Source organism: Maridesulfovibrio frigidus DSM 17176, from assembly GCF_000711735.1.
In the GTDB taxonomy this organism is placed as follows: Bacteria; Desulfobacterota; Desulfovibrionia; order Desulfovibrionales; family Desulfovibrionaceae; genus Maridesulfovibrio; species Maridesulfovibrio frigidus.
On sequence record NZ_JONL01000003.1, the window covers coordinates 230,581 to 248,626 of the forward strand.

Consider the following 18,046-nt stretch of genomic DNA (forward strand, 5'->3'; position numbering starts at 1 on the left):
ATTTTTTTTATACCACTTACTGGAGTATTTTATGGCACTGACAGATGCGAAAGTTAAAGCTGTTAAACCTACGATTAAAGAACAAACATTGAATGATGGCGAAGGTTTATCTCTTGTTGTTAGCCCTAGTGGGCGCAAGTGGTGGCGGTTCCGTTACCAGATGAATGGGAAACGGACGATGCTTTCTCTTGGCACATATCCCTACATTACCCTCCAAGAAGCTCGTCTCAAACGGGGAGAGCTCAAGTCTCAAGTTGCCAAGGGCATTGATCCTTCAAAAAAGCGCAAAGAAGATCAGCGTAGAACCAGTGCGACTGAAGGATTTGAAGCGATTAGCCGAGAATGGTTTGGCAAGCAGGAACTCGGATGGAGTGAGCGTCATGCCAAGACAACCATGGAACGGATGGAAAAGAATATCTTCCCCTTCATCGGAAGTCGTCCTATTTCGGAGCTCGGGGTCCAAGATATGCTTAGCGTTACCCAACGCTGCGAGAAGCGCGGAGCAGTCGAAACAGCGAGAAGAATTCGTCAGATTATGTCTCAAATATTCCGTTATGCGGTTGCGGCTGGTCGAGTCGAGCGTGATCCCGCCGCGGACATAAAAGGGACAATTCCACCAGCGCGAAAAGTAAAACATTTCCCCTCGATTACTGATCCTAAAAAAATAGGGCCTCTCTTAAGAGCTATAGATGAGTTCTATGGCACTTTGGTTGTTCATTGCGCCCTCCGTTTAGCTCCATTGGTTTTCGTGCGTCCAGGCGAGCTAAGAACGGCTGAGTGGAGTGAGATAGACTTTGATGGCTGTGAATGGCGTATACCTGAGGAAAAGATGAAGGGCGGGGCCGTTCATATTGTACCTTTGTCACATCAAGCTGTTGATATTTTCAAAGAAGTTTATCAGTTGACTGGACCGTCTGGTTATATTTTCCCCAGTATCAGGACAACGACTCGTCCGATGTCAGAGAATACTATCAACGTAAGTCTTCGCCGTATTGGTTACGATAAGACCGAAATGACTGGACATGGCTTTCGGTCTATGGCCTCCACTCTTTTGAATGAACATGGTTGGAACAAAGACGCTATTGAACGACAGTTAGCCCATACTCCAAAGGATAAAGTTAGGGCTAGTTACAACTATGCAGAGCATTTACTTGAACGTAGGAAGATGATGCAGGCGTGGGCAAATTATTTGGATAGTTTGAAGTTTGGTGGAAAAGTTGTTCCGTTGTTTTCTGATATTTAAAATAGAGGTTGCTATGAGTGAAAATTTTATACCGCCTTTTCTCCCCAAAGGCATGTTTTGGGCCATTCCTAATGTAGAAGAACTCCCTGAGATTGATTTTGATGGAATAGGGAAAAAAAACAATTTAGATATTAACGAAAATATATGTTTTCATATCAAAGGAGCACTAGCTGAATACATTTCTCAGGTAAGGAGTTTCGGGAATCGGCCTCCTAGAGTTGAGCAGATCAAACAGCTTAAGAAGGTAGAAAAGGCCTGTAAATTGATCCGGCCTTTTCTCGAATTAGATACCCCAGGGGTTTTAGATGCTGGTGAATATGATCAGGTAAAGCAATTTCTTTATGAATGTGTGATACCTAAAGTTGGGTGCTTTATCGATGATGAGTTGCCTGGATCGCCACGCTTAATAATTAAAGAGAATGAGCGAGGGCCAATTAAGCTTGAAGGGAAGTGTGTTGCTGATTATTTGGGGTTATGTGTAGACAGGATCCAACAGGAATTGAGTACTCCTGCTAAGCGTGGGCGTCGTGAAAACTTTCAAATAAGACGTTGTTTGATATCTCTTCATCAATGTTATTTTTTGGCGGGGGGAGATGGTCGTGGGGCAGAGCGTAACGGGAGGTTTAAAGGTCCGTTTCTAACTTTTGCAAAAATGCTGCTTGACTATACGAAAGTGCCTCTTGGCTTAACTGATGATCCATATGCAGAGTCTACTCTAGGGACTCTTGTTATCAATAAATATCAATTAAAATAACAAAAAAATACCCATAAGCAGCCGATATATTAGTTTATATCGGCTGCAAGCATTTTAATTATGTAAAAATAAAGCGAATTGAAATGTTATCAATAATTTTCTGCTAGCCATATGCTCTCCTTTACACAGTCACGACACACCAGTGGTGTCACAGAAAAAGGAGAAGAATATGGCAGGTCTTCCGAAAGAAGGTTTTGTCCGTCTGAAACAGATTTTATGTGTCTTTCCAGTCAGTGAAAGTCATTGGTTACGGGGTGTTAAGTCCGGAAAGTATCCATCTTCAATTGCGCTAACTTCAAAAACTGTCGCATGGCGTGTTGAGGATATCCGGAAGCTTCTTGAGTCTCTCTCCAAAAGCGAGAGCGACTCATGACTCATTTCAATCTAATCCCAAAAATAGAGAAGAGGAAGGTTGCTTTCTCTTCTCTATTTTTCTCCAGAGCCTATAAAAACCAATCCACCCTGCCTCATAATAAAGAGGATTTGTTTTTCCACACCTGACGCACCCTGATGATGCTTCTGCAAATTATTGGAAACCGCGGGAGTCTTATTTTTAGCGGTATACCATGTGAAATCAGCAGAAATCAGCTAGAGAAAGCAATTGAACTCATCGCAAGCTATAAGCGCTATTTATTAGTGTGGATTCAGTGAAAAGCAGTGAAAAACATAATGAACTGCATTTTATCATACCTCAAAAACAGTTCATTTAATCCTATTTTAGAAGGGCGTAAAGATGAAGACTATATCTATTCGGTTGTCAGACCATGAACACAGAAAACTTATACAACAGGCAGAGAAGCTCGGAACGACAATTACCGACCTTATACGTGATGCGGCAAAGAAGGCGGCAGACAATTCAGAAGATGAAATCAAAAAAATGGTTTTGGACAGCGAATCCAGAACTGCGGAAAGAATTTGCGATTTTCGCAAAAATCTTGTCGCCGAGTTCAGTTCTCAGCAACAGCAGATGAAAAAAAAGGCAGGTGAGTATAATGGCTAACAAGGAAGCCTCGGGAGAATTAATCCCTCAGCGAGAATTAGACTATTTTATCATTGTGTTTGTCGTATTATCTGTTGTGTTACCTGTGATGATTATTTGTCTGGCTGGTTTTTTTCAACCATATGGTTTGTCGTCAAAATCATTTTTTATGCTTTTTTGTGGAGCAGGAGCCCATAAATTTGTAGGAACTTCATGGTCATATGAGGCCGCAATGACTTGGTGGCGAGCTGGTTTGTGGCCTCATGTTGCTTATGTCTTTTACGGTGTAGTTATTTTTTCAGGTATTATTGCTCTATGGTTAGCTGAGTTTGCTAGCCGTCCACCAGCAAAAATTAGACACATTTTAGGTTCGCGGTTTTATGGGTTTTATGAAGGTTCTAGAAAAGCTGAGAAAGCAGTCGTGAAAGCCTTGAAGGGCGAAATCAAGTTTTCTGGCAAAGGGCTAAACATTCACCCCTCGGTCTCTATTTCTCGCGATCGCGAGACTCGGCACTTTCTTATAATAGGCTCAACAGGAGGTGGTAAAACTACGATAATAATTCCAATGGTTAAGCAGATTCAAGAACGCGGAGATATAATTATAATATTTGATAATAAAGGGGAGTTTACGGGCCTGCTGCCTGGGGTAATCATGGCGCCTTGGGATGATCGTTGTATCGGGTGGGCTGTTGGAGCAGATATTGTAAATAAGCAGGACGCAGAAACACTCGCAGCCCGATTGATTCATGAGAACGGTAATGAGCCTATGTGGGCTCAAGGTGCCCAGATGATTCTAGTGGCATTTATAGTTAAAGCCCAACAGGAAAAAAGTAAAAAATGGGATTTTTTAGATATTATCAACGATCTAAAATCATCCGACAGTAATAGGATTAAGCAAGTCGTCGATGTGCATAATCCTTTGGCTTCTATGCTTGTGGCTGATCCCGGGTCAAAAACAACCCTTAGTTTTTTGGTTCAAGTTATGGCTTGTATGGCTCCTGTCGCGGCTTTGGCAGAAGCTTGGAAAGGTAGGGATAAAGTTTCATTCAGACGCTGGTTGACAGGGAATATACGTGCAGGAAAAGACAACACAATAATATTGCAGAGCAATAGTAGGTACTCCGAAACGACTAAGGCATATTTGCATAGTATTATACAAACACTCGCCTCAATTATTAATTCTCCTGAATTATCAAATTCTAGGGATAGAAGGATTTGGCTCATTCTAGATGAAGTTCCGCAGCTCGGCGAGATGGTTGAATTATCTGAGTTTCTTGAAATTGGGAGGTCGAAGGGCTGCTGTGTTATTCTCGGAGTTCAAAGCATTTCACAAGTTAAGGAGATTTATTCTGACAATGTTGCAGATTCGTGGCTTTCGATGATTGGCACAACTATTTTGTGTCGGACACAAGGGAAAGATTCTCCCAGATGGCTCTCGGAGCTGATAGGCAATCGTAAAATAGAAAAATTAACTGTCTCAACATCGTTTTCCGATACTCCTGCAGGAGGAGGTAACGCACAGCAGTTTACTAAAAATTATAGCTATCAGGAAAAGGATGAGCCCGTTGTTCCGTCTCAAATTATTTCGTCTAGCAAGGAACTAGGTCCATGGAATAATAAAGGATTACGGGCGATTTTGCATACCAACACAGATGTTGTTTGCCGTCTGATCTGGCCTTTCGAAAAGCATAGTAAAATACGTCCTGCCGTTGTGGCTAGGAAGGAATCCGCAAAGTTAGAGGAGGCAATAAGGTGTGTAAGCAATCGAGATTCTGAAGGGGCTAGTCAGCAGGAAAATGCAGGTCCTAATGAAGGGAAAAAGGGGAAGGTAAAAACTATGTCTGTTCTTGATGAATTGGCTGAATTGACTGGCTTTTCAGACGATGATCAGGAGGGCAGGAAATAATGCTTTCAATCTGCCGTATGAGCATTGGAAGCTACGATTACTATACTTCTTTAGCTAAAGAAGACTACTACACCCAGGGGGGAGAACCCCCTGGGCAGTGGTTTGGTAAGAGTGCAGATATCTTACAGCTGTCCGGGCAAGTCGATAATGATCATCTAAAGGCTGTTCTTCGGGGGATATCCCCTGATGGGAAAAAGTTGGTCCAGAATGCTGGTGAAAAGCGACAACCAGGGCAGGATTTCACTTTTTCGGCTCCTAAGAGTATTTCTGTTGTCTGGGCCAATTCTGACCTGAAAATGCGGCAAATGATTCAGCAGGCGCAGAGTCGTGCAGTTGATAAAGCTCTTGAACGAATCGAGGAGCTTACCCTTACCCGACGCGGTAAAGGCGGTCACATTAAAGAAAACCCGATTGGCATTGTGGCGGCAAAATTCGAACACTCAACCAGTCGTGCGCAAGATCCGCAGTTACATACTCATTGTGTGGTGGCTAATCTTGTAAATCGTGAAGATGGCACTTGGGGAGGGATGGAGTCTACTCTTCAGTATCAGCATAAGATTGCCTTGGGGGCTTTATATCGTTGCGAGTTGGCGGCGGGGCTCCAAAAGCTTGGATTTCAGGTGCAGAGAAACGGAGACTCTTTTGAGATAGCAGGGGTTGGAAAAGATATAATTGACTATTTCTCTACCCGTAGAGAGGAGATTGAAAAATCTCTTGCAACCAAAGGATTGACTGGAGCCAGAGCCTCTGAAATTGCAGCTCTGGATACCCGTCAAGTTAAGGAGATGCAAAGCCGCGCAGTCCTTTTTAAGGAGTGGAAAGAAGTTTCGCGTGAATTGGGTTTTGATCTTTCGGACGTGCTGAATAGAGCTGAACCAAGTAAAGAATTAGAAAATACCAAAAGTATCGAGATTCTTTTCGAAAATTTGACCGAGAAGAAAAGTACATTTTCTGGAGCTGATATTTGGAAAAACGTTGCTATTGATGGGCAAGGCCATCTTAACGCGGATAGTGTGCGCAAGCGTGTTAGCGAGTGTCTGGAAAGTTCTGAAATTGTATCGCTTAGGAATGAAAAGACCGGAACTATTCGCTACTCGACTCGTAAACGAGTTGAGCTTGAAAAGCGTATGGTTGAGTCTTTTGAAAAAAGGAAAGGTGAGGACTCTCATAGGGTGTCGGAACAGGCCGTGAAAAAGGCTCTCGTTAGTCGTTCTCTTACTCCTGAGCAGGAAGATGCTTTCAAGAGAATAACCCAAGGCGAAAATTCTATAGAACTACTACAGGGGCATGCAGGAACAGGGAAAAGCTATTTGTTAGGTGCTGCTAGAGAAGTCTGGGAAGAAAGTGGATACTGTGTCAAAGGCTGCGCTTTAGTTGGGAAAGCTGCGCAGGGCCTTGAAGAAGGTTCCGGTATTGAATCACAAACCCTGCATTCATTTCTATATGAGTTAGAAGAGAGGCGTACCGTCCTTGGTGAAAAGTTCATCTTGGTTTTGGATGAAGCAGGTATGGTCGGCTCTGTGCAGATGGAAGATCTATTAACAAGGGCTGAACAAGCTGGTTCAAAAGTGGTTCTTATTGGCGATTCTAAACAGCTCCAACCAGTGAATGGGGGCGGTTCTTTTGCCGCACTTTGGGAGCGTGATAATAATCAGCTAGAAATAACGGACGTTTTCCGTCTCAAAGAAGTTTGGCAGCAAGAAGCTGCATTGAAGATCCGTGAAGGAAAAAGTCTGGAAGCTTTGGAAATGTACGGTAATAATGAGTGTCTTTCGATCGCAGATGACCGCAAACAAGCTATTAACTTAATGGTTAAGGATTGGAGCCAGCTATACAACCAAGATAAGCCCGGAGATTCAATCATGCTTGCTTCAACCAATTGGGAGGTGAATTCGATAAATGATTGGGCGCGTCAGCATTTACAGGACGAAGGAAAGCTCGGTCCCGTTTCAGCAAATTTCCATAGTGAATCACAAGGACAGGATATTAAACTAGCAGAAAAAGATCGAATCGTTTTTTTGAAAAATAGCAAAGAATTAGGAGTCAAAAACGGGACTCTTGCTCAAGTTGAGTTTGTAGCAAAGGCAGAAGGTGGCACTTATGTTCATGCCCGCACAGATGATGGCAAGTCTGTTAAGTTTTCAGATAGAGAGTACGGGCATATTCAATATGGGTATGCCGTCACCACCCACAAAAGTCAGGGTGTTACCGTCGATAGGTCTTATGTCCTGGGTGGTGGCCCTATGGTTTCCCAAGAAATGGCATACGTACAGGCAACGCGCCAACGTCATGAGGTTAACTGGTACTTTTCAAAAGATGATCCTGAAGTATCCTTTTCTAAAGGAGGTCTTGCAAAGGTGTTGGAAGAGACTTCTAAGAAGATGGATCGTTCTCAGGGAAAAGATACAACGTTGGATTACTCCATTGAAAAGCAAGTAGAAACAGATAAACTTTCAAAGCAATTATCACAGAATTATGAGTTTACTCTTTCACGCTAATTTTTTCAAGAAATATTGTTAGCACTAATTTGTGAAATTATTGATGTGTGGCGTGAGTCTCTATTTTGATCGTGAGAAGTTATAAAAAAACTAAAAAGGTCTATGGACATACTTATTTTGATGATTATCATGTCACTTGAATAATAAAGCTTAGGTGGTTTAAACATGACAACTGATTTTAAAAACGATCGATTTCAAATTCTTGCTCTAGACGGCGGAGGCATAAAAGGACTTTTTTCCGCTGCTATTCTCGCCCAACTTGAAAGTGATTTTTGTATACGTATTCAAGATCATTTCGATCTAATCGCGGGGACCTCCACTGGTGGGATTATAGCTCTTGGACTTGGTAAGGGGCTATCTCCCAAAGAACTCGTTGAGTTTTATATTCATGAAGGTCCTAATATTTTTCCTGATAGTTATCTTGATACTCCTCGTCATCTGGTTTCTTGTAAATATGGTAGCACCTCCCTCGAAGTGTGCCTGAAGAAGAATTTTGGAGATGTCATTTTGGGAGAGAGTGAAAGAGCATTAGTCATTCCAGCTTATAACATAAGTGAAGACGATGTTTATCTTTTCAAGACCCCCCATCACAAAGGGTTGAGAAGGGACTGGAAAGTTGAGATGTGGAAGGTGGCGATGGCTACCAGTGCTGCACCAACCTATTTCCCTGCATTTACAGGTGTGGACGATATGCGTTTGATCGATGGAGGAGTGTGGGCAAATAACCCGACTATGGTTGGTATTGCCGAAGCGAAAAATAAGCTTGATGTTCCACTTGAAGCGATACGTGTTTTTAATATTGGGACAACAGACGAGGTAAAAGGAAGGCCTGAAAATCTAGATAAGGGGGGCAGATGGCAGTGGAGATCTGAGGCCATTGAAGTCGTCCTTAGGGGGCAGAGCCTTGGAGCTTTTACCCACGCATGTCTTTTGCTTGGAAAGAATAACGTTGTTCGTCTTGACCCCCAGGTCCCAAATGGACATTTTGCTCTTGATAAAGTGTCAACTGAGGGATTGCTTGGTAAAGCGGCGCATTTTAGTCGCCATATTGGACCTAGTTTTGAGGCAAAATTTTTAAAACATACTGCACCAAAGTTTGTACCGTTGCACAGCTATACTAAGGAGGTCATAGATGGATCAGTTAGGTGAAAAGTATACACTTCTACTTGATGAGATTGCTAGAGAATTGGATATCCCGCCAAGTAAGTATAAACAGGCTGTAGATAGTTACTCTTCAGTTGGCGAATGGTTGGGCGATGGTGAATACGGTAATTGTTATGATGGCCCAGATGTTTATCCTCAAGGATCTTTTAGAATGGGGACAGTTGTTCGTCCTTTTAAGGATGGGGCTGAAGCTGATTATGACATTGATTTGGTTTTTGAACTGAAGAAGGACGTAAATACCACTACTGCTAAAGAAGTTAGACAACAGGTCGGTAAGCGCCTGAAAGATCATAAAACTTATGAACGACTTCTTAAACCTGAAAGCCGGAGATGCTGGACTTTGGAGTATGCAGAAGAAAAAGATGGTGTAGGCTTTCACTTAGATGTACTAATGGCAGTCCCCAAAAATGTAGGCAGCGACGCTGTTGCGATTACCCATAGGAATGAAGATAATACTTATGAGTGGGCTTCTAGTAACCCAAAAGGCTATGCTGAATGGTTTGAAGAAAAGAATCAGGTTGCATATGCTGCAGTTGAGAAACTTCAGAAAGATTTTATCCTTGAAGGGTACGAAGGTCTCTATGCGAATATTGATGAGGTTCCAGATCAATTGGTCAAAACCCCTCTACAAAGATCAATTCAGATTTTGAAGCGTCACCGTGATCAACGGTTTTCAGGACAGCCTTATGAGTCTGCAAAGCCAATCTCAATGATAATAACTACTCTTGCTGCAATGTTGTATGGAAATGAGGCAACTACTTTTGAAGCCCTTACCAATATTGTTCAGCAACTTGATGCTCATGCAAGCCTCATTGATCATGGTTTTGCCCTTGAGAGCATGCAGGCTGAGAGAGAGCTTGTTATTAAAACAGATGATGGCAAATGGGTGATCCCTAATCCCGTTGATCCCGATGAGAACTTTGCAGATCGTTGGCATGAGAATGGTGATGAAAAGGCCAAATATTTTTTCCAATGGGTGAAATGGGTCCGTCAGGATTTGACGGATATCCTTGGAGAACATTCAATTAGTGAGATTTCTGAGGCTGTGAGTCCTTATTTAGGTGAACGAGCTGTTAAGGCCGCTTCTGCCAGAGTAGCGTCTATTGGTGCGCCAATCATAATGGCAGGTAATGCTGTTGATGATGATTATCCGAATGTCGATATCAATGATCCTGCAAAGCCTTGGTACGATGGATAGGTGGTCGTTTGAGTAAATTAATTAAAGTACAGTTTGACGAGCTTGTAGCTGTCCATAAAAGACTGTCTTTGAAGCAAGATGCAGGGGAACTTTTCCAAGTCGTGGGCGATATAGGATTTTCGTCAACAGTTGGGGGAGTCTCCATCAAGGATCGCTACCAGATAGAAATACATATACCTTTAGAGTATCCCGATCACCTTCCTGTGGTGAGAGAAGTTGGTGGGAGAATTTCAAAGGATTTTCATATTAACCCTGACGGTACTCTTTGTTTGGCAGCAGAGATTGAGGTAAAGCGTAGATTTGTTAAAAGGCCGACTTTGAAACATTTCATTGAAGATCTTGTTATACCATTTCTATTCCAACACTCTTTCTTCGCAAAGTATGGCAAAATGCCTTTTGGCGAATTGTCTCACGGTGCAAAAGGTACCACTGAGTTTTATTGCGATTTTTTCGAGGTTGAAGATGAAGTAACTGCTTTAGTTCTTTTGAAAGTAATTGCCGAAAACAATTATCGTGGTCATCACCAATGTCCCTGTGGCAGCGGTCGCCTTTTGAGGAAATGTCATGGTGCCAAGTTATTAGAGTTGATGACTCTTAAACCACATTCTTATTTTTTTTTTGAGTATGTAGAGTGTGTCTTTCGAGAAGGTAAAAATCTAGTTGTTCCGAATATTTTGAAAAGTAACCTAGTGTCAAAGCTTGCGGAAAAACAAGTTAAGAATGGTTATGAATTCCCTTTAGAGTTGTTGATGATGCTGAAAGAGACCGGGACTTAGGAAGGTAAAGCCTTAATTTAAGTGTTTGTTGAGCGTTTGAAGGCGGTATAGTTCTGATGAGAGACTTTTGTTAGTCCTAGCCAAAAGTCTCTTCTAACTCATTATAGAATTCTTCCTCTTCTGAGTCGCTTGCTTCACGAAGAGATATCACGCGTATTGTGTCCCCGTCATTGCGAAATGTACATGCAGCAAAAATAACGACTCCTTGGTATTCGGCCATTACTTGGAATCTAGGTTCTCCTTTTTCCATAAATTCATCGCTAATAACAGTAGCTATTTTGCCATATAGCATGCTTTCAACAACATCACCCATACAACCAAGACAGAAATTGTGTTTCTCATGGTTTATATCACATTTGTTTTCATCAAATTCGATTGTCGTTCCGCTCTTTATAATCAAAGTGATCTCCGTCTGTTGTAGTCTTGAATAAGGGATAATGGCATGGTAGTTAGTCTAAAAATTACATTTTCCATGCTGGTTTTATCATTAATCATTGTTTCACAAAAGGACAAAAAATGATCGATTTTTCAAAACTTGGTACAGGGTCAACAGCTGACACGGTTCTAGCTCCTAGAGACTTGTTTAATGTGCTGCCAGGTAAAGCAAGTAAATTCCAATATCCCCGTGACGTTCAATCGCAAGTTTGGTCAAAATGGTTCGAAAGACGGCATGAATCAAACCTCGTGATGAAAATGAATACGGGGAGTGGAAAAACGGTCGTCGGTCTCGTTTTGTTAAAAAGTTGCTTGAATGAAGGAAAGGCTCCAGCTGTTTATATATGTCCTGATAAATATTTAGTAAAACAAGTAAAGGACGCTGCCGCTGAATTAGGAATAGAAGTAACTGAAGATGTCAATAGCCCTCGATTTCAGTCCGGGAAAGCTATCCTTGTCGCCAATATATATAAATTAGTGAACGGAAAATCTGTTTTTGGTGTTGGAGATGAAGGGGCAAAACTAAAAGTATCAAGTTTAGTCATAGATGATGCTCATGCGTGTTTAGAGACAGTTGAAGATCAATTTACTATCAAGATACCATCTGGGTGCGAGCTTTATTCAGAGTTAATGGCTTTATTTATGGATTCTCTGGTAGCTGAATGTGAAACTAAAGCTATAGAGATCCAGGAAGGGGATCAATCTAGTTCAATGCTGGTCCCATATTGGACTTGGCAGGACAAAATCACTGATATAGCAAGATTATTTGTTAAGCATAAATATTCAAATGAATTAAAATTCGTGTGGCCTCTGATCAAAGAAGATATTTTGTTATGTGACTGTGTCGTAAGTTCTAAAGAAGTTGAGATCTCGCCACATGCTATACCCATTCACATGATTCCAAGCGTTGTTAATGCTGAACGAAAAGTCTTTATGACTGCAACTTTGGTTGATGATTCTATTCTTTCCAGTCATTTCGGTGTAAATGAGCACGAGCTCTCAAAGGCCATAGTACCGGACTCTGCAGGTGATATTGGTGACCGGATGATTATACTTCCGCAAGTTATCAATACTGAAACTACAGACGAAAATATCAAATCTTATTGTAAGGCTTGTTCTAAGAATTTTAATGTTGTGGTTATTGTCCCATCTGCTTTTCGTGCTAATTATTGGGCAGATGTTGCAGATCTAACTTTGACTACTACCAATCTTTATGAGGGGGTAGAAAGATTAAAAAATGGTCTTGTTGGGCTTACAATTCTTATAAATCGCTATGACGGCATAGATTTACCCCAAAATGCCTGTCGGCTTCTTGTTATAGACGGCCTCCCAGAGGTCCGAAGAGCTATAGATAAAATAAATCAAGTCCTTTTAATGGGAACAGATCGGCAATTGAATCAGGTCTTGCAAAAGATTGAACAGGGCATGGGAAGGGGGATCAGGTCTAATGATGATTTTTGTGTGGTGTTTTTGATGGGTAAAAATCTTACAAAACATTTATATTCGTTTGGAGCTCAAGATAAACTGTCACCCGGAACCAAGGCTCAATTGAATTTATCTGAGCAATTGTCTGAGCAGATAAAAGGGACCACGATAGCAGCAATCTCGCCTACTTTGAATCATTGCCTCTCTAGAAATCCTGATTGGATAAAGGCTAGCAAAAGTGTGCTTGCAAGTCTGATTTATTCGGAAGAAAATAATCTTGATCAAATTTGTATAAAGCTGAGGGAAGCATATGATTTAGCTTCGAATAATGATTATCCTAGAGCTGTAGGAATAATTAATGCCCTGATTGATGTAGTGGATAATCAGGATGTTAAAGGATATTTGAAACAACGCCTTGCTCAATATTGCAACATGTATGATAAAGTTGAAGCTCAAAAAGTACAACTTTCTGCAGCAAGTGATAATAGGCGTGTTCATAAACCTATTGCTGGTATTCAATATCATAAAATACAAGGAGATGTTTATGATCAAGCGACTCAATGTAGTAATTTTATCTTACGACAGCAGGGTGATCCTAATAAATTAATCATAGAGGTTGATGGTGTTTTGAGTGACTTGAAATTTAAAGAAGGTACAGCGAACAGATTTGAAGAAGCCCTAAATAATATCGCTAAGTACATTGGGTTTAGAAGTCAGCGTCCTGAGCAAGAATATAAAAAAGGTCCAGACAATCTGTGGAGTCTTGGTGGATCACAATATTGCGTGATCGAATGTAAGAGCTGTGCAGTTGTAGAGACTATAACTAAGACATATTGTAACCAGTTGAATGGTTCCGGTGAATGGTTTGAAAACCAGTATGACAATACTTGTAGCTATACTCCGATTATGGTTCACAACTCTTTTGAGTTTGAATTTGCAGCAACTCCCAAACCGAATACACGAATCATGACAGTAGAAGATTTGGATAATTTTAAAACTTCAGTTCGTGATTTTATTAAGGCAATCTCAGTGAGCAATGAACTTGCTTCTCCAGAAGCAATTAGGGCTAAACTTATTGCTTATAAGTTGCGTGGAAGTGAGATTGTTAGTCATTATACTCGTGCTTTCAGGGTTAGGAATACCGGATAGCTGTCATTTGTTTATAAATCCGCAGATTGAGGCAGAAAGGCGTCAAAGAAGATTTCGAAAAATGGGTAGGAAATAACTCCTGGTATAAAGAATGGTATAAAAAAGTAAAATTTATATTCAAATATCTAAAATGATGAGATAAAATATTTCTATTCGAATCCCTCCCTCTCCGCCATATTTCAAAAGCCCTGCAATTGCAGGGCTTTTTCTGTTTCTAAGATCCGTAAGATCTCTTCGCGTCAGATTTTGGGACACTTTGTACCATTGCTGTCGCAATTGTGGAGACTGTCATGGCATCTCATATCACCCTTCGTTGGGTCTCTTATCATTTTCAATGTCTAGTTAATTCTGACTTCCACTAACTGCTTGGTCTCAATGTCATTAAGATGAGCCTGAGAACTGAGCAGGAAGGCTTTGAATGGGTGTGTGGAAGACGTTTATCGTCCCTCTAAATTTATTGGATTAGTATGACTGAAGTTCGCTACTTTCATATATCCGCACAGTGTCAACATTTCCTTCATTTGCCGTCTTATAAAGCGCACGGGCCAGTTTTTCTATCTCTACAGGCTGATACTTACGAAACCCAAAGAAGAACAGAGGCGTCAAAAGCAGCGATGCGATATTACCTATTACTTCCATTGGGCGAAAATCGTCACGTTTTCCTTTGAGGAGTGAAGGGCGGAATATACGTAGAGAAGGAATCTTTTCTGCAATAACTGCAACTTCAACTTCAGCTTTTGTACGATTGTAAAAACTATTCGATTTTGCGTCAGCCCCAACAACGCTGATCATGCTGAAGGTCTTTATTCCGCATTTTTTTGCGAATCGCACACTGTTTATCACATAGTCGTAATCCACTAGACGAAATGCTTTCTTACTTCCTGCCGCTTTGATGGTCGTGCCAAGACAGCAAAATGCGTCCCCATCACCCAACCCTGAATTGGGTGGCAAATCTTCCAGGACATTCATCTCAGCTACAATCCAGTTCAGCTTAGCATGAGACAAAGAGGTCGGTCGCCTAGCAATCACGGTGACCTTTTGGTAAATATCGCCATTGAGACAGAGATCAAGCAACTGGCGGCCAACCGCACCTGTCGCTCCAAATATTATAGCCTGTTTACTCATAGCTCGATCCCTGGATTAAACGGTCAATAGTTTGCTTGCGAACCAATTTAATCGAGTGAGTCCGTCTTTTCTCGTCTTAATATCCAGATACACACAGGTATCATGCTGAATTCCATGACAATATAGATAATCAAAATTGGCGAAGGTAATCCGTCAATAATTACACTCAAAATTCTACCAGCAACTAATCCACCGCAGAAAAGTGTAAGAACAATTATTCCAACATCAAGAAACTTGGAATTAAAAGCGCAATACAACCAAAACAGCCCTAGAGCGATATAGAGCATCATTACGGCTCTAAGAATATGAGATTGATCAATGTTTGGAGCTTGAGAATCCATTAAAAAAGTTGAAAAAAACCAATGAGGAGAGACTCCGTATAGCAAAGCTATAGTGATTACCGTTACGAACGCAAAAACTAATAAACCTTTTTTAAGTAGCATGTGTCCGAACTCCTTATGTTTTGCCTTTCATCGATCAATATACATGGGTATCCAAGTCTTCGCGGCTTTAATTATCGATAGTAGTTAACATGTCCGTCTTCTCTTCTTCAAGCTATTTTAAACTCCGCAGTCCATTACTCCCAAATCACCTAATTTATTTTATAGTTGGAAAAGTCGCATCAGGTATATCCCGTTTATGTGTGGGTATGATTATTTATGCCCTTATTCATTTTTATATTGTCATTATCGACGTTAATGGCATATATATCTAAAATAATAATAGGAGTAATTCTTATGAAAATGATCAAATCAATAGTCTTCCCTGTTTTTCTGGTGATTTTGATTGGGGGCGGTTGCATTAAAAAGAACCCGCCAAACAATGTTCCTGAGATTCGCTCAGGTATTTTGCAAGGTTACCTGTCTAAGGATGAATATCCAGATTCACTAGCTCTATTGCCGCCTCCTCCGGATGTTGGGTCTGCAGGTTTTGCTATGGATCAAGCCATCAGTAATGAAGCACTTAAATTCCAAGGCACAGCCCGTTTTGAACTGGCACGTAAGGATGCGGATTTAATGTTTCCTGCGTTGGCCGAAACATTCTCTTGTGCTTTAGGTATTCCGATCACAGAAGAACTTACGCCTCACTTGTACATGCTCATGCGCCGCTCTTTGGCCGATGCTGGATTATCCAGCTATGCAGGCAAAGACTACTACCAGCGTCAACGACCATTTATGGTCAATGATCAGCCGACTTGTACTCCTGAAGAAGAGGAGCACCTTTCGGGTGATGGATCATATCCTTCAGGTCATACTGCGGTAGGTTGGGCAATGGCTCTCATTTTAACGCAGGTTGCTCCAGAAAGAACGGATGCCATTCTGAAGCGCGGTAGGGAGTTCGGAGAGAGCCGTATTATCTGTAATGTGCATTGGTACAGCGATGTGCTGGCCGGGCGAATGGTAGGAGCTGCAGCCGTGGCTAGGTTAAATAGCAACGCTGAATTCATGGCGGCTATAGAATCTGCTAGGGTAGAAGTCGCCAAAGTGAAGGATACTGGGATGGCCTTTCCAGATAATTGTCAAAAAGAGAAAGATGCATTTAAACAGTCACTTTCTTTGCAATAAATATCGTATAACACAGCCTTATGGCTAACAAATTATTGAGGAGATCTCGCCATGAAACGATGGATGATTATCCCGCTATGCACATTGCTGGTGGCAACGCTGCTCATTGGCTGCGGCTCAGATGCGGCAGAAAAAGAGAAAACTGCTGAAAAAGAGAAAACAACAGAAAAATCCACGGCTTCGGTAAGCACCTCAAATGTGAAAACTGAAACCACGGAAAAAGCCCCAGCACAAGCAAGTAAAACTGTCGTGCCATCCACAGGTAAGCCTAATATTGTAATTATTTGGGGTGACGACATCGGTCAGTCCAATGTCAGTGCTTACTCTCGCGGCATGCTGGGGTATCAGACTCCGAACATCGACAGTGTTGCCAGTGAAGGAATGATTTTTACGGATTACTATGCAGAGCAGAGCTGTACTGCAGGACGCTCGGCATTCATTACCGGCCAGTCTGTTTACCGAACTGGCCTCAGCAAAGTAGGAATGCCTGGTGCTAAGCTCGGCATGAACGAAAAAGACCCGACTATCGCCGAACTTCTCAAGGAGCAGGGTTACTCAACGGCCCAGTTTGGTAAGAACCATCTTGGCGATAAGGATGAGCATTTGCCTTCCGCCCATGGTTTTGATGAATTCTACGGCAACCTTTACCATTTAAACGCCGAAGAGGAGCCGGAACTTCCAGATTATCCTAATCCTCAAGATTTTCCCGATTTCAAAAAGAATTATGGTCCACGTGGTGTAATCCATTCATACGCTACCGCCAATGGCAAGAAAGTTGAGGAAAATGGCCTTCCATATGCTATCGCAGATGGTCAGGATATCGAGGACACTGGTCCGCTGACAGCCAAGCGCATGGAAACGATTGATGATGATATCGCTAAGCGCAGCGCAGATTATATTCGGAGGCTGGCCAAGACTGGCAATCCTTTCTTCGTCTGGGTAAATTTCACCCACATGCACTTCAGGACACATGTGCCAGAAAAGGACGTAGGAAAGGCGGGCCGTTGGCAGTCGGTATATCATGATGCAATGATGTTGCATGACCAGAATGTCGGAACCGTGCTTGATGCCATTGATGAAGCTGGCATAGCAGACAACACTATAGTATTTTATAGCACTGATAACGGTCCGCATAAAAATACTTGGCCCGATGCCGCTTCCTCGCCATTTCGTAACGAGAAGAATTCCAACTGGGAAGGAGCATACCGCGTTCCGGCAATGGTTCGCTGGCCTGGGCATATCAAGCCGGGATTAGTTTCAAATGAAATCATATCTCACCTTGACTGGATGCCTACACTTCTTGCCGCAGCAGGTGTCCCCAACGTCAAAGAAGATCTGCTTACTGGTTATAAGGCTGTCGGAAAGGATTTCAAAGTCCATCTCGACGGATATAACTTACTTCCTTACCTAACAGGGCAGACAGATAAGTCCCCACGTCAGGAATTCTTTTATTTCTCCGACGATGGAGACCTTACAGGTCTGCGCTACGACAATTGGAAGATCGTCTTTGCTCAGCAAAGGGCTCCCGGTACCTTGAAAGTGTGGAGCGAACCGTATGTGCATACGCGTATTCCAGCGCTATTTAATCTTCGGACTGACCCTTATGAGCAGGCATCAATTACCTCCAATACATATTGGGATTGGTATTTGGATCACGCCTTCCTACTGATTCCGGCTCAGAATGTGGTCGGGGACTTCTTGGAAACATTTCAGGAGTACCCACCGCGTATGAAGGCAGCTAGCTTCACCGTCGATCAGATCATGAAGGCACTGACACCACCTAGCAATTAAACGCAAATTCAAGCATTATGTGCGCCCATCCTTAAGGA

The 18,046-nt window shown here is 42.0% G+C and carries 15 protein-coding genes; 12 read left to right on the forward strand and 3 right to left on the reverse strand.

Annotation, left to right across the window (positions count from 1 at the left end; all coding sequences use genetic code 11):
* The first annotated feature begins 31 nt into the window (after positions 1-31).
* From BR06_RS0108375 to BR06_RS0108420, 9 genes are all read left to right on the forward strand, one after another.
* Positions 32-1,243, forward strand: coding sequence for a tyrosine-type recombinase/integrase (locus BR06_RS0108375; protein ID WP_031482019.1), 1,212 nt, complete (start codon positions 32-34; stop codon positions 1,241-1,243).
* A gap of 13 nt (positions 1,244-1,256) precedes the next feature.
* Positions 1,257-1,997 (forward strand): hypothetical protein, encoded by a 741-nt coding sequence (locus BR06_RS0108380; RefSeq protein ID WP_031482020.1) that lies wholly within the window; start codon positions 1,257-1,259, stop codon positions 1,995-1,997.
* A gap of 169 nt (positions 1,998-2,166) precedes the next feature.
* The gene (locus BR06_RS0108385; protein WP_031482021.1) at positions 2,167-2,370 is read left to right on the forward strand and encodes a helix-turn-helix transcriptional regulator; all 204 of its coding nucleotides are present in this window, start codon (positions 2,167-2,169) and stop codon (positions 2,368-2,370) included.
* A 360-nt stretch (positions 2,371-2,730) separates the two neighbouring features.
* Positions 2,731-2,997: an HK97 gp10 family phage protein gene (locus BR06_RS0108395; protein ID WP_031482022.1), complete on the forward strand. Its 267-nt coding sequence runs from the start codon at positions 2,731-2,733 to the stop codon at positions 2,995-2,997.
* Positions 2,990-4,882, forward strand: a complete 1,893-nt coding sequence (locus tag BR06_RS0108400; RefSeq protein ID WP_031482023.1) for a type IV secretion system DNA-binding domain-containing protein — start codon at positions 2,990-2,992, stop codon at positions 4,880-4,882. The genes BR06_RS0108395 and BR06_RS0108400 overlap by 8 nt, the downstream gene beginning before the upstream one ends.
* Positions 4,882-7,380: a MobF family relaxase gene (gene mobF, locus BR06_RS0108405; protein ID WP_031482024.1), complete on the forward strand. Its 2,499-nt coding sequence runs from the start codon at positions 4,882-4,884 to the stop codon at positions 7,378-7,380. The genes BR06_RS0108400 and mobF overlap by 1 nt, the downstream gene beginning before the upstream one ends.
* 165 nt (positions 7,381-7,545) lie before the next feature.
* Positions 7,546-8,529: a CBASS cGAMP-activated phospholipase gene (locus tag BR06_RS0108410; protein ID WP_084154067.1), complete on the forward strand. Its 984-nt coding sequence runs from the start codon at positions 7,546-7,548 to the stop codon at positions 8,527-8,529.
* Complete coding sequence (locus tag BR06_RS0108415; RefSeq protein ID WP_051676969.1) at positions 8,513-9,742, forward strand: nucleotidyltransferase domain-containing protein; 1,230 nt, start codon at positions 8,513-8,515, stop codon at positions 9,740-9,742. The genes BR06_RS0108410 and BR06_RS0108415 overlap by 17 nt, the downstream gene beginning before the upstream one ends.
* An 8-nt stretch (positions 9,743-9,750) precedes the next feature.
* Positions 9,751-10,518, forward strand: a complete 768-nt coding sequence (locus BR06_RS0108420) for an SEC-C domain-containing protein (RefSeq protein ID WP_031482027.1) — start codon at positions 9,751-9,753, stop codon at positions 10,516-10,518.
* A gap of 76 nt (positions 10,519-10,594) precedes the next feature.
* Here the strand turns inward: BR06_RS0108420 and BR06_RS0108425 are convergent, their stop codons facing one another.
* On the reverse strand, positions 10,595-10,918 hold the full coding sequence (locus BR06_RS0108425; protein ID WP_031482028.1) for a BrnT family toxin: 324 nt from the start codon (positions 10,916-10,918) through the stop codon (positions 10,595-10,597).
* Positions 10,919-11,034: 116 nt separating this feature from the next.
* Between BR06_RS0108425 and BR06_RS0108430 the strand changes: the two genes are divergently transcribed.
* On the forward strand, positions 11,035-13,527 hold the full coding sequence (locus BR06_RS0108430; protein ID WP_031482029.1) for a DEAD/DEAH box helicase family protein: 2,493 nt from the start codon (positions 11,035-11,037) through the stop codon (positions 13,525-13,527).
* Between the two features lie 462 nt (positions 13,528-13,989).
* On the opposite strand, the gene BR06_RS0108435 is transcribed toward BR06_RS0108430, so the two are convergent.
* Positions 13,990-14,652, reverse strand: a complete 663-nt coding sequence (locus BR06_RS0108435) for an NAD(P)H-binding protein (protein ID WP_031482030.1) — start codon at positions 14,650-14,652, stop codon at positions 13,990-13,992.
* A 47-nt stretch (positions 14,653-14,699) separates the two neighbouring features.
* Positions 14,700-15,095 carry a DUF4345 domain-containing protein gene (locus BR06_RS0108440; RefSeq protein WP_031482031.1) on the reverse strand — a complete coding sequence of 132 codons (396 nt, stop codon included), beginning with the start codon at positions 15,093-15,095 and terminating at the stop codon, positions 14,700-14,702.
* Between the two features lie 300 nt (positions 15,096-15,395).
* On the opposite strand from BR06_RS0108440, the gene BR06_RS0108445 reads away from it, so the two are divergent.
* Together BR06_RS0108445 and BR06_RS0108450 are read left to right on the forward strand one after the other, a co-directional pair.
* Complete coding sequence (locus BR06_RS0108445) at positions 15,396-16,217, forward strand: acid phosphatase (RefSeq protein WP_156952686.1); 822 nt, start codon at positions 15,396-15,398, stop codon at positions 16,215-16,217.
* Positions 16,218-16,268: 51 nt separating this feature from the next.
* Entirely contained in the window at positions 16,269-18,008 is a 1,740-nt protein-coding gene (locus BR06_RS0108450) for an arylsulfatase (protein WP_084154071.1), read from the forward strand.
* The last annotated feature ends 38 nt before the right edge of the window (positions 18,009-18,046 follow it).

What these genes read in the sequence shown, in the direction of transcription:
- BR06_RS0108440 (WP_031482031.1), bottom strand. Translation starts at nt 15,095, where the DNA reads ATGCTACTTAAAAAAGGTTTATTAGTTTTTGCGTTCGTAACGGTAATC.
- BR06_RS0108450 (WP_084154071.1), top strand. Translation starts at nt 16,269, where the DNA reads ATGAAACGATGGATGATTATCCCGCTATGCACATTGCTGGTGGCAACG.
- BR06_RS0108385 (WP_031482021.1), top strand. Translation starts at nt 2,167, where the DNA reads ATGGCAGGTCTTCCGAAAGAAGGTTTTGTCCGTCTGAAACAGATTTTA.
- BR06_RS0108395 (WP_031482022.1), top strand. Translation starts at nt 2,731, where the DNA reads ATGAAGACTATATCTATTCGGTTGTCAGACCATGAACACAGAAAACTT.
- BR06_RS0108435 (WP_031482030.1), bottom strand. Translation starts at nt 14,652, where the DNA reads ATGAGTAAACAGGCTATAATATTTGGAGCGACAGGTGCGGTTGGCCGC.
- BR06_RS0108445 (WP_156952686.1), top strand. Translation starts at nt 15,396, where the DNA reads ATGATCAAATCAATAGTCTTCCCTGTTTTTCTGGTGATTTTGATTGGG.
- BR06_RS0108380 (WP_031482020.1), top strand. Translation starts at nt 1,257, where the DNA reads ATGAGTGAAAATTTTATACCGCCTTTTCTCCCCAAAGGCATGTTTTGG.
- BR06_RS0108415 (WP_051676969.1), top strand. Translation starts at nt 8,513, where the DNA reads ATGGATCAGTTAGGTGAAAAGTATACACTTCTACTTGATGAGATTGCT.
- BR06_RS0108400 (WP_031482023.1), top strand. Translation starts at nt 2,990, where the DNA reads ATGGCTAACAAGGAAGCCTCGGGAGAATTAATCCCTCAGCGAGAATTA.
- BR06_RS0108375 (WP_031482019.1), top strand. Translation starts at nt 32, where the DNA reads ATGGCACTGACAGATGCGAAAGTTAAAGCTGTTAAACCTACGATTAAA.
- BR06_RS0108430 (WP_031482029.1), top strand. Translation starts at nt 11,035, where the DNA reads ATGATCGATTTTTCAAAACTTGGTACAGGGTCAACAGCTGACACGGTT.
- BR06_RS0108410 (WP_084154067.1), top strand. Translation starts at nt 7,546, where the DNA reads ATGACAACTGATTTTAAAAACGATCGATTTCAAATTCTTGCTCTAGAC.
- mobF (WP_031482024.1), top strand. Translation starts at nt 4,882, where the DNA reads ATGCTTTCAATCTGCCGTATGAGCATTGGAAGCTACGATTACTATACT.